The sequence below is a fragment of the Pseudomonas sp. GM24 genome, assembly GCF_000282235.1.
Lineage (GTDB): Bacteria > Pseudomonadota > Gammaproteobacteria > Pseudomonadales > Pseudomonadaceae > Aquipseudomonas.
Genome location: NZ_AKJR01000284.1, coordinates 1 through 11236, shown reverse-complemented (window position 1 = coordinate 11236; position 11236 = coordinate 1). Strand labels below are relative to the sequence as shown.

The following is an 11236-nucleotide window of genomic DNA, read 5'->3' as shown; positions in this document are numbered from 1 at the left end:
AATCGACTCGTTTTTCAGGTCGGCGTCTTTCGCCAGACAACTCGGTCAGTCCCCTCTACCTCTGGGAGAGGGTTAGGGTGAGGGCCGCTGCTCAGGCATCACGCAACGATATCAGTCGCCACCGCTTGCCCCACCACGCCCACAGCAAAGTCCACCGAACCCTGCCCCGTCAGATCAACCATCAGGCTGGTCTGATTGGTCTGCTCGAAGTAGGTCAGGATCGCATCGCCCGCATGCCCCGTGAAACCGCTGACAAAGTTCAGCGACGCCGCACCGGTGGCGAAACCGGCGATTCCCGACAAGTCGATCTTGTCCAGGCCGCTGGTGAAATCCATGATCCAGTCCGGCGCGGTCATGGTCGAGTCGCTGGCAGCGCCAAATACAAAGGTGTCTGCACCTGCACCACCCCACAAGGTATCGCCACCGCCACCACCGTAAATGATGTCATTACCGGCACCACCGATCAGTTCGTTGGCAACGGCGTTGCCGATCAGCAGGTCATTGCCTGAACCGCCGATGGCATTTTCCACGGTTACACCGTAAGCAATGGAAACGTTGCCCACCAGACCGCCAACATCGGAGAACGAACCTTCATTGAGGTTGATCTTCTGGTTCTGGTTGAAGCCGGAGAAGTCCAGCGTGTCATTACCGCCGCCATCCCACACCGAGAAAACCACTTTGGAAGACGCCGAAGTGGCGCTGTAGAAGTCGCGCTCGGCATTGGAGTTGAAACCGTAGGTGGTGTCATCGGCGCGGGTCGCGTAGTTGGCGCCATACAGTTTTTGCACCGCGACGATATCGTCCAGCAATGGCGCCGAAGCATACGCACCGCTGCCGTCCTTGCTGAAGTTCTGCTCGGTGTTGGCTTCGCTCCAGTAGCTCATCAGGCTGTAGCCGCGAGTGTCTTCGGCGTACTTGGCGTCGTTGTAGGTCGGGTTGCCGTTGCCGGCGTTGTAGGCCCCGGGGTGCGACAGGCCGAGGGTGTGGCCGATCTCGTGGGTCAGGGTCTGGCGCCCGTAGTTGTTGGTGTCCGGGGTTTTGTTGACCTGATACTGATCGTTGATCAGGTACCACGACTGGCCGTCATAGCTGCCGCCGCTCGGCAGGTAAGCGAAGGCCGCACCACCGGTGCTGACATCGTAGTTGCCGAAAGTCATGTGGCCATCGCCGCCCTTGCCTTCAGTGAACGTGACATTGGCGACGTCAGCCCAGGATTGCATGGCCAGCACGGCCTGAGCTTTTTGCTGGGCGCTGAATTCGCTGAAGTTGCCCAGTTTGACGTTGTAGTTCGCCGGTTTCTCGGTCAGGAAGGTATAGCTGAGGTCGATCTTGCCGTCAGCGTTCTTGTCGCCCCACGACAGGCCTTTACGCAGGATTTCATCCGCAGCCTGATCGGCAGTGAATGAAGGTTTGCCATTGACCAGCCCGACGCCACGGTCATACAGGTGGCTGAACGTATTGATTTCGTCGAAGGCGCTGCTGGTTTTCGATTTGGCTTGAGCCATGATGGACTTCCTTGTTTCTGAGTAGTCAGTGTCGACAGACCACGGCGATCTTCTGGCGAGATCGTCCTGTCACTCGCGTGTTTGAATCGGCGAAAAACCTGACACAGGCGCCAGCCGGGCGCTAATCAATTTCTCGATAGCCCGGCCTGCGTCCCGGTATTACCCGTCACGTGCTGCAATGTTTTTTATCTGTATATCCATACAGATAAAAGTTGCCCCTGAGGCCAAGTCCGGCCATTCTGTGCACCTGTTCGGACCTTGATCGACGATGGTGGTTATGCGGCTGTACCTCTGTGAAAAACCCTCCCAGGCCAAAGACATTGCGGCCGTGCTCGGCGCCAAACGTCGGGGCGACGGCTGCTGGCTGGGAACGGACGTCACGGTGACCTGGTGCATCGGCCACTTGCTCGAAACCGCGCCACCGGATGCTTATGACGCTCGCTACAAGCGCTGGGTGCTGGCTGATCTGCCGATCATTCCGGACAAGTGGAAAATGACCGTCAAGCCGCGCACGGCCAGCCAGTACAAAGCGGTCAAGCGCCTGCTGGGTGAAGCCAGCGAACTGATCATCGCCACTGACGCCGACCGTGAGGGCGAGATGATCGCCCGGGAACTGGTCGAGCACTGTCGTTATCGCGGGCCGATCCGCCGTTTGTGGCTGTCGGCGCTGGATGAAGCATCGATCCGCAAGGCCTTGGCCGCTTTGAAACCGGGAGCCGAGACGTTCAGCCTGTATCACTCGGCGCTGGGCCGCTCGCGGGCGGATTGGCTGATCGGCATGAACATGAGTCGGCTGTTCACACTGCTGGGGCGTCAATCGGGTTATCAAGGGGTGTTGCCGGTGGGTCGCGTGCAGACGCCGACCTTGCGGCTGGTGGTCGATCGCGATCGCAGCATTGCCGATTTCGTGCCGGTGCCGTTCTGGGCGATCGATGTCGATCTGCTGCACAACGGCACACCGTTTACCGCGCAGTGGCGCGCGCCGGCGGATGCCTGTGACGATCAGGATCGCTGCCTCAATCAGGCGTTGGCCCAGCAAGCCGCGGCTGCGATCAGCAGCGCTGCCAGTGCCCGGGTGGTCAAGCTGAAAACCGAGCGCATGCGCGAGGTGGCACCCCTGCCCTTCGATCTCGGCACCTTGCAGGAAGTCTGCTCGAAGAAACTTGGCCTAGGCGCGCAGGAAACCCTCGACATCGCCCAGGCGCTCTACGAAACCTACAAGGTCATCACTTACCCGCGCAGCGATTGCGGCTACTTGCCGCTGAGCCAGCACAGCGAGGCACCGGGGATTCTCGCCGCGTTGCGTCAGGCCGATCCGGGTCTTGAAGCGCTCAAGGGGTTTCTGGAGCCACAACGCAAATCCCGCGCGTGGAACGACGCCAAGGTCAGCGCTCACCACGGCATTATTCCCACCGCAGCGGCGAAAAATCTTGAACGCCTGACCGGCAAACACCGCGCGGTCTACACCCTGATTCGCGCACGCTATCTGGCGCAGTTCCTGCCCAATCATGAATACGATCGCACCCAGGCCGATTTCGATTGCGCCGGTGAGGCGTTGCGCGCAGTCGGTAAACAAATCATCGAACCGGGCTGGAAACGCGCATTGCCCGAAGCACTGGCAGCGGCCAAGGGCCGCGAGGCGCCCGCGCCGCAAACCTTGCCGGCACTTACGCAAGGCGTGGAGTGCGCGGTGGCTGACGTTAAGTTCAAGGACCTGTGGACGCAACCACCGAAACCCTACACCGAGGGCGATCTGATCAAGGCGATGAAAAACGTCGCCAAACTGGTCGAGGATCCGCTGCTCAAACAGAAACTCAAGGACACCACCGGCATCGGCACCGAGGCCACCCGCGCGTCGATCATTCAAGGGTTGCTGGATCGTGGCTATCTGGTGAAAAACGGCAAGGCCCTCGCCGCCACCCCGGCCGCGTTCAGCCTGATCGATGCGGTGCCCCGCGCAATTGCCGACCCCGGCACCACGGCGATCTGGGAACAGGCGCTGGACATGGTGCAAAGCGGCGAAATGAGTCTGGAAGAATTCGTCACCAAACAAGCGGCGTGGATGAGCAAACAGGTGACACGCTGCTCGAGCCTCAGCCTGACCATCAGCGGCCCGCCACCGGCCGGTAAAGCGGCGGCACCGTGGAAGAAGAAACGCAAATCGACCCGCAGCAAAACCACGGGTACGACAAAACGCACAGCGAAACCGTCAGGCAAATAAAACCCGCTAGTGTTTCTGCAAGGCTCAGCACTTTCAGGAACCCGGCGCATGGCCAATATCGAACTGCACCCTGCTCAGCGCGATGAGCTGGATATCATCGAAAACCTCATGCAGTTCTACATGTACGACTTCAGCGAATGGCTGCCGCTGAAGCTCGCCGAACACGGCTTCTTTTCCATCCAGCCAAAAATCGACTACTGGCGCCACCCGGCCACTCGACCGTTCCTGATCCAGGTCGACGGCGAACTCGCCGGTTTCGTGACCGTCGATAACGAAATCCATATCCCCGGCGCCGAACACAACATCGGCTACTTCTTCATCGCGCGACGCTTTCGTGGCCAAGGCGTCGCGCAGTTTGTCGTCTCTGCCCTCTTGAGCCAGATCCCCGGTCAATGGCAGATTTTCCATATCGACGCCAACCTGCCGGCACAGCGCTTCTGGGCTGGGCTCATCCCGCAATTGAGCGGCGGCGAGTTCACCCGCCAGCAGCGTGAAGTGGACGGCTATCCGTGCACGTTCTACCGCCTGCACACGCCTTTTTCCGTTGCCTGAACGGATTCTTTCTCATTCCAAAACAGCTTTGTCCGACAATATGTAGTGAGCAAAAATAATCACTACAAAACCGTTGACGGCGTCGTTTTGCTTTTGCATGATGAAGACGTTCCCCGATCGGGAACATCGGTAACACGCTTGAGCAAACTCGTCTGACCGCCGAGTTGTTTTTTCCGGATACACGCTGCCCACAAGGCAGATTGAAGAAGCTGACCTGGCCTGAACGTCCAGTACAAGGACGAGAAGCGCTGGCGAAAATTCTCAAGACGCTTGTGGTCGACACGGTAAATGTCGTCAAGGAGCCTCCCGGTTTTCGCTGCTTCTCCTCGTTGTGACGCTATTGCGTAGCAGTTATTCAACACGACTACATGCAACAGATGCACGACCCCGTACTTCACACGGGCGAGCGCTGACGTCCTGGTTTCGGTGCCAGGGATCAACTAACCGATGGGCTACCTGTATTAGCGAATCAACTTTGAAAGATCACCAGACTGGTCAAGGGGCAAAATCATGAATCTGAACAATCAACCTACTATCGAAGAACTGGCTCGTATGTTCGCTGCGCAGAAAGACAGCCACGACAGCCATATTCTCTGGATCAGCAAGTCGGGGCAGGTGCATATCGACTGCCTGGCGACCCATGCTGACGAAGACGAGTTCGACCGCAATCATCAGAACCTGCTGGCCCGCCTGAAGATGTACCGTCGCGGCCACGGTTATGTTGGCAAGAAGGCTGCGGCCGACAAGGACTTCATCGGTAATGTTCTGCAAACGCTGAAACAGGCGTGGGATTCGATGCAGAACAACAATGAAGTTCGGGTGATTGATCGGTTCTGCTGAGATAGTCATTAAATAATTGAAAGGCCTGCTTCCTTAAAGGAAGCAGGCCTTTTTTTGTTCGCTTGCATTGATTTGGCGTGACTGGAATTGTAGCCCCTCACCCCAGCCCTCTCCCGAGGGAGAGGGAGCCGATCGAGTTGTATAAAGTCATCCTTTAACCCGGAACACCGAGTTGATTATGGATTCAGCAAAACACTCTCAGGTCGGCGTATTACTCCAACATCCCTCGGTCAGTCCCCTCTCCCCCATGCCCAACACCAACTCCACAAACGCCACTGCCGCCGCACTGTGATAATTATTGCGCCGCCGCAACAACGCAGCCCCACGCTGCGGCGCATCACCTTCAACCCGCAACCGGCGCAATGCCCGATCCTCCGTCGCAATCGCCTGCGGCAACATTGTCGCCAGCGGCGAAAAACGCACCACTTCCAGCAACGTACTCACCGAATTCACCTCGATCCGCACCTGCGGCGTAATCCCGTGTTGGCGGAAATACTCGTCCACCGATAACCGCGTAATGAAGTCCGGCGCCAGCAAGGCGAAATCCAGCGCAGCAATATCCCCCGGCGTCAGTACTGCGCGGCTGTCATACAGCGGATGCTCACGCCCGACCATGATCCCCAAGGTTTCGGTAAACGCCGGAATGCACTCGATCTCCGGACTGCGCACCGGCGTAAACGCAATCGCAATATCCAGCGAGTCATCCGCCAGCCCCGCCTCGATGTCGTCCATCGACAGCTCAAAAATCTGCAGATGAATCCCCGGATATCGCGCCGCAAAATCGCGCACCAACGGCCCGACCAGATACGCCATGAACGTCGGCGTCATCGCCAGGCGCAATGTTCCGCGAGACAGATCCTTCACGTCATGCAACGCGCGTTTACCCGCCTCCAGCTCCACCAGCACCCGCCGCGCGCATTCGATGTAGGCCTCGCCGGCATCGGTGGGTTTGACCGTACGCGAAGTGCGATCAAACAAGCTCACCCCAAGGGTTTCCTCCAATTGGCGAATCTGCTGCGACAGGGTCGGCTGCGACACATGCAATGCCTCGGCAGCACGGGTGAAGCCGCCGTGATCGGCAACGGCCAGCAGATAACGCAGATGTCGCAGCAGCATGGGAAACACCATCTATAGGCAGGGCTTATGCCAAGCATTGTATATCGGTCTTGGACGCTATGGATCAATCAGCAGAAGATCAATCCCACACAGCAAGCCAACCCCTGAAAGGAGTGACACCATGCAACAGTCCCACGCCTACAACGACACCAGCCTGGCCCTGACTACCCGCATTCTCGATGCCAAGGCACGCAAAGATCTGTCGTGGCAGGCTCTCGCTGACGACACCGGTCTGAGCCTGGCGTACGTCACCGCCGCCCTGCTCGGCCAGCACCCGCTGCCGGAAAACGCCGCCCAAGTGGTCGCTGACAAGCTCGAACTGAGCGCTGAAGACGTCGCGGCGATGCAGATCATCCCGCTGCGTGGCAGCCTCAGCGGTGTGCCGACCGACCCGACCATCTACCGCTTCCACGAGATGATCCAGATCTACGGCACCACCCTTAAAGCGCTGGTTCACGAACAGTTCGGCGACGGCATCATCAGCGCGATCAACTTCAAACTCGACATCAAGAAAGTCGAAGACCCGGAAGGCGGTTCCCGCGCCGTGGTCACCCTCGACGGCAAGTTCCTGCCCCTGCGTCCGTTCTGATCCGCACCGGCCCGCACCCTGCGTGCGGGCCAACACACCTCAAATGGCTACCCGTCACCAAACACATCTGGAGGCTGCCCCATGCAAAAAATTCTGTTGATTCTGGCCCTGCTCGGCGGCATTTGCGCCCAGGCATCTGCCGCTGACGAGGCCGTTGCCTACCGCTACGGCATGCAACTGGACATCGCCCACGTGCTGAGCATTACCCCGGTTGCCGATGTGTGTGGCGTGGTGCCGGTGGAGATGACGTATCTGGACAGCAGCGGCGGCAAACACATTCTTCAATACAGCGAATTCGGCAGCGGTTGCTCGAACTGAGAGGACAACACCATGAAAAACCTGATTGATGGCTTCCTGAAATTCCAGAACGAAGCGTTTCCACAACGCACCGAACTGTTCAAACACCTGGCGACCACGCAACAGCCCGGCACCTTGTTCATCACCTGTTCTGACAGCCGTGTCGTGCCGGAATTACTGACCCAGCAAGAACCTGGCGAGCTGTTCGTGATCCGCAATGCCGGTAATATCGTGCCGTCCTACAGCCCGCATCCGGGCGGGGTTTCGGCGACGGTGGAGTACGCGGTGGCGGTGCTTGGGGTGACCGACATTGTGATCTGCGGGCATTCTGACTGCGGCGCGATGACCGCGATCGCCAAGTGTAAATGCATGGATCACCTGCCCGCCGTCAGCGGCTGGTTGCAGCATGCCGAGTCGGCGAAAGTGGTTAACGAGTCGCGGCCGCATGCCAATGACGCGGCGAAGTTGAGTTCGATGGTGCGCGAGAACGTGATCGCGCAACTGGCGAACATTCAGACCCACCCGAGCGTGCGTCTGGCTCAGGAGAAAGGTCTGCTGAATCTGCATGGCTGGGTGTATGACATCGAGACGGGCTCGATCGATGCGCTGTCCTCGGACCGCCGCACGTTTGTGCCGCTGGCTGAACAGCCAGCGACTTGCGCGATCCATGCACAAACCACCCATGCTGCCTGAGCAACTGATCGTTCCCACGCTCTGCGTGGGAATGCCTCCGGGGACGCTATGCGTCCAGTGACGCGGAGCATCACGGGCTGCGTTCCCACGCTGGAGCGTGGGAACGATCACTGACTACGAGATCAGCGTTTTACGGTGAGGTCGATCTGGCTCATCCGGCTACGAACAGTGAATACGCCATCCCCTGAAAGAATCGCACTGCGCGCAAACAAGCGCCCGCTCTCCCAGTTCGAAAGGCCTAGCTCCGGCTTGTTCAACGCATATTGCCCATCGACCCAACGGGTAATGCCATTGCCCACGAACGGAGCGTTGACCGCGTTGTAAAAGCGCTCCTGCACCTGCGCATCCTCACTGATCAACGACACAGTGAACTGCGGGCTGTAGCGGTTGAACAAGGCGATCGCCTGATCCAGATCGTCAACGATCATCAGGCTGACTTCCGGGGTTTCTTCCCATTCCCACTCACAGCCCAATGCGGATTCCGCCAAGGGTTCTGCCAGTGCTTCGGTCTGATAACCCTCGGCGCGATAAACCTCGACCGTCGCGTTCTGCCACTCACTCGGCAAGCAGCCCTCGCAGCCTTCGACGATATGCAATTTGCAGCCCTGGCCACGCGCAGTACCGGCCTGTTGCAGCGCGTCGAGAAACAACGGCACCAGTTCCGCCGCGCGATCACGCTGGATCAGGCAGACATTGAGCGTGTTGCAGACTTTGCGGTCCAGCGAGTTGCGCACCACCGCGGCAAAGCGAGTGGCGTCCGCTGCACGATCGGCGATCAACCACGCGCCACCCGTGCCATGCAGGCTGACGGCGGTGCCGGCTTGCTGGGCAATGCTGCCCAACTGACTGACCGCACGACCCGAACCGCGCGCCACCGCCAACGACAGACGCCGATCAGCGAACATCGCCCAACCGGCGGCATGATTGACACTTTCCACCAACGACACCGCACCGGCCGGTAGACCGGCATCGGCCAGCGCCGGGTTCAACGCGTGAGTGACGATGGCTTGCGCGGTGCCCAAGGCATCGCTGCCGATGCGCAGCACAGCGGTGTTGCCGGTGCGCAAGACACCGGCGGCGTCGGCGAACACGTTAGGGCGTCCTTCGAAGACAAACGCGACGATGCCCAATGGCGAGACAACCTGTTCAACCTTCCAGCCGTCGTGCTCGACGCTGCTGATGACTTTGCCGCGCGTGGCGGCGGCATCACGCCAGGCGCGCAGGCCGGCGATCATGTCGCGACGCATGCGCTGATCAGCGAGCAGCCGGGTGGTGGAGCGGCCGCGCGCTTTGGCCCTTTCGATGTCGGCGAGGTTGGCGGTTTCGATGTGCGCCCAGCACGCCGGGGTTTCCAGACGTTGCGCAAACAGGTCGAAAAACTGGCTGATGGCCTCATCGGACACCGCCGACAGCGCGGTGAACGCCGCTGCCGCACGCTCGATCGCCACGGACGCTGCTTGTTGATCGGCCACGGGGATCAACAACAGCTCGCCACTGACCTGCTCCACCAGCAAGTGGTCACCGGGTTGAAAGCGCGCGGCCAGTTCGGGGCTGACCACGGTGACGCGGTTACCAGCGAAAGGGATCGGCGTGCCAGCGACTAGACGTTCGAGCGCAAGAGACATGAAGCGGATTCACCATGCAGGGAGCGGCCGGAAAATGTAGCGGATTACTCGATGAAATACACCTCTTCAAACACTTAAGAAACCTGTGGGAGCTGGCTTGCCAGCGATAGCGGTGGTTCAGTCAATTTATAGTGACTGACAGGCCCTCATCGCTGGCAAGCCAGCTCCCACAGGGTTTTGTGGTGTCTGTGTGATCGGATCAGAACACCGACCAGCCAATCCGCGCACTGAGCATCTCCAGCGCCGCCATCCCCGCCAGCGAATTCCCCGCAGCATTCAACTCCGGCGACCACACGCACACCGTGAACTGCCCCGGCACCACGGCAACAATCCCGCCACCGACGCCGCTCTTGCCCGGCAAGCCGACGCGGTAAGCGAAGTTACCCGCTTCGTCATACAGCCCGCTGGTGGCCATGATCGAGTTGACCTGCTGGGTCTGCCGACGCGTGAGGATCTGTTCGCCGCTGTGTTTGCAGAAACCGTCGTTGGCCAGAAAGCAGAACGCCCGCGCCAGATCGATGCAGTTCATGCGCAACGCGCAGTGGCTGAAATAGCTGCGCAAAACCGCTTCGACGTCGTTGTGAAAGTTGCCGAACGACTGCATCAGATACGCCATCGCTGCATTGCGCGCGCGGTGCTGGTATTCCGAGTCGGCAACTTTGCCGTCGATCATGATTTGCGGATTGCCCGACAGTCGGCGGACGAAATCGCGCATCGACAGGGTCGGTGCGGCGAAGCGCGACTGGTTGATATCGCAGATCACCAGCGCGCCGGCATTGATGAACGGGTTGCGCGGCCGACCGCGCTCGAATTCCAGCTGCACCAGCGAGTTGAACGGTTGCCCGGACGGCTCGTGACCGAGGCGTTCCCAGATCGCTTCGCCGGAATGATCGATCGCCTGCACCAGGCTGAACACCTTGGAAATACTCTGCACCGAGAACGGCGTCTCGGCGTCACCGGCGCAATACATCTCGCCGTCGTTGCCGTACACGGCGATGCCCAGCTGATTGGCCGGCACGGTGCCGAGGGCGGGAATGTAGTCAGCCACCTTGCCCTGCCCGATCAACGGGCGGACAGCGTCAAGAATCTCGTTCAACAGCGCTTGCATGCCGGGTTCCGAAGTCTCGCCCCATGGGATTGCGGGGACACTGGGGCTAGACGCTGCGCCCGCCCGTCGAATCACACCGGCCACCATCGCACTGAATGTTCTAGGCTCAACCGCACATTCAAAAACGGGAGAGCACCCATGCAGCTCGAAGGCTCCTGCCATTGCGGCGAGGTCACGTTCAGTCTCACCAGCGCCCACCCCTACCCTTATCAACGCTGCTATTGCTCGATCTGTCGCAAGACTCAGGGCGGCGGCGGTTATGCGATCAACCTCGGCGGCGACGCGACCAGCCTCAAGGTGCGCGGGCGCAAACACATCAGCGTCTATCACGCGAAGATGAAGGACGCTGACGACCAGCGCGCCCATCGCAGCACCGCTGAACGGCATTTCTGTTCACTGTGCGGCAGCGGCTTGTGGCTGTTCAGCCCGGAGTGGCCAGAGCTGATTCACCCGTTCGCCTCGGCCATCGACACACCGCTGCCGGTGCCGCCGGAGCACACACATCTGATGCTCGGTTCGAAAGCGCCTTGGGTAGAAGTAGACGCTAAATCGAAAGACAAACAGTTCGACGTCTACCCCGAAGAATCCATCGCCCAGTGGCATGAACGCCTCGGACTGACCCGATAGATCGCCACCTGCGCTGCCCTATAGAAACTGCGGTGTTTTGACGTTGAAGATCAGGATCAAAAG

The 11236-nt window shown here is 59.7% G+C and carries 11 protein-coding genes; 7 read left to right on the top strand and 4 right to left on the bottom strand.

Features of this window, described 5'->3' with window-relative positions:
• Positions 1-98 precede the first annotated feature (98 nt).
• Positions 99-1505: a serralysin family metalloprotease gene (locus PMI23_RS26745; protein WP_007910643.1), complete on the bottom strand. Its 1407-nt coding sequence runs from the start codon at positions 1503-1505 to the stop codon at positions 99-101.
• A 277-nt stretch (positions 1506-1782) separates the two neighbouring features.
• On the opposite strand from PMI23_RS26745, the gene PMI23_RS26740 reads away from it, so the two are divergent.
• The 3 genes from PMI23_RS26740 (at position 1783) to PMI23_RS26730 (ending at position 5118) form a co-directional block, all read left to right on the top strand.
• The gene (locus tag PMI23_RS26740; protein ID WP_042705047.1) at positions 1783-3726 is read left to right on the top strand and encodes a DNA topoisomerase III; all 1944 of its coding nucleotides are present in this window, start codon (positions 1783-1785) and stop codon (positions 3724-3726) included.
• 48 nt (positions 3727-3774) lie between these two features.
• A complete protein-coding gene (locus PMI23_RS26735; protein WP_007910635.1) occupies positions 3775-4278 on the top strand; it encodes a GNAT family N-acetyltransferase in 504 nt (167 codons plus the stop codon).
• A 510-nt stretch (positions 4279-4788) separates the two neighbouring features.
• Positions 4789-5118, top strand: coding sequence for a hypothetical protein (locus PMI23_RS26730; protein ID WP_007910633.1), 330 nt, complete (start codon positions 4789-4791; stop codon positions 5116-5118).
• Positions 5119-5316: 198 nt separating this feature from the next.
• On the opposite strand, the gene cynR is transcribed toward PMI23_RS26730, so the two are convergent.
• Positions 5317-6234, bottom strand: coding sequence for a transcriptional regulator CynR (gene cynR, locus PMI23_RS26725; RefSeq protein ID WP_007950225.1), 918 nt, complete (start codon positions 6232-6234; stop codon positions 5317-5319).
• A gap of 121 nt (positions 6235-6355) precedes the next feature.
• Here cynR and cynS point away from each other — a divergent pair, with 121 nt between their 5' ends.
• The 3 genes from cynS (at position 6356) to PMI23_RS26710 (ending at position 7813) form a co-directional block, all read left to right on the top strand.
• Complete coding sequence (gene cynS / locus PMI23_RS26720; RefSeq protein ID WP_007910993.1) at positions 6356-6823, top strand: cyanase; 468 nt, start codon at positions 6356-6358, stop codon at positions 6821-6823.
• Between the two features lie 81 nt (positions 6824-6904).
• A complete protein-coding gene (locus tag PMI23_RS26715; RefSeq protein ID WP_007910995.1) occupies positions 6905-7141 on the top strand; it encodes a DUF2790 domain-containing protein in 237 nt (78 codons plus the stop codon).
• A gap of 12 nt (positions 7142-7153) precedes the next feature.
• The gene (locus PMI23_RS26710; protein ID WP_007910997.1) at positions 7154-7813 is read left to right on the top strand and encodes a carbonic anhydrase; all 660 of its coding nucleotides are present in this window, start codon (positions 7154-7156) and stop codon (positions 7811-7813) included.
• Between the two features lie 122 nt (positions 7814-7935).
• Here the strand turns inward: PMI23_RS26710 and PMI23_RS26705 are convergent, their stop codons facing one another.
• Positions 7936-9438 carry an aldehyde dehydrogenase family protein gene (locus PMI23_RS26705; protein WP_007910999.1) on the bottom strand — a complete coding sequence of 501 codons (1503 nt, stop codon included), beginning with the start codon at positions 9436-9438 and terminating at the stop codon, positions 7936-7938.
• A gap of 199 nt (positions 9439-9637) precedes the next feature.
• On the bottom strand, positions 9638-10546 hold the full coding sequence (gene glsB / locus PMI23_RS26700) for a glutaminase B (protein WP_007911001.1): 909 nt from the start codon (positions 10544-10546) through the stop codon (positions 9638-9640).
• Between the two features lie 138 nt (positions 10547-10684).
• On the opposite strand from glsB, the gene PMI23_RS26695 reads away from it, so the two are divergent.
• Positions 10685-11173: a GFA family protein gene (locus PMI23_RS26695; protein ID WP_007911003.1), complete on the top strand. Its 489-nt coding sequence runs from the start codon at positions 10685-10687 to the stop codon at positions 11171-11173.
• Positions 11174-11236: the final 63 nt, after the last annotated feature.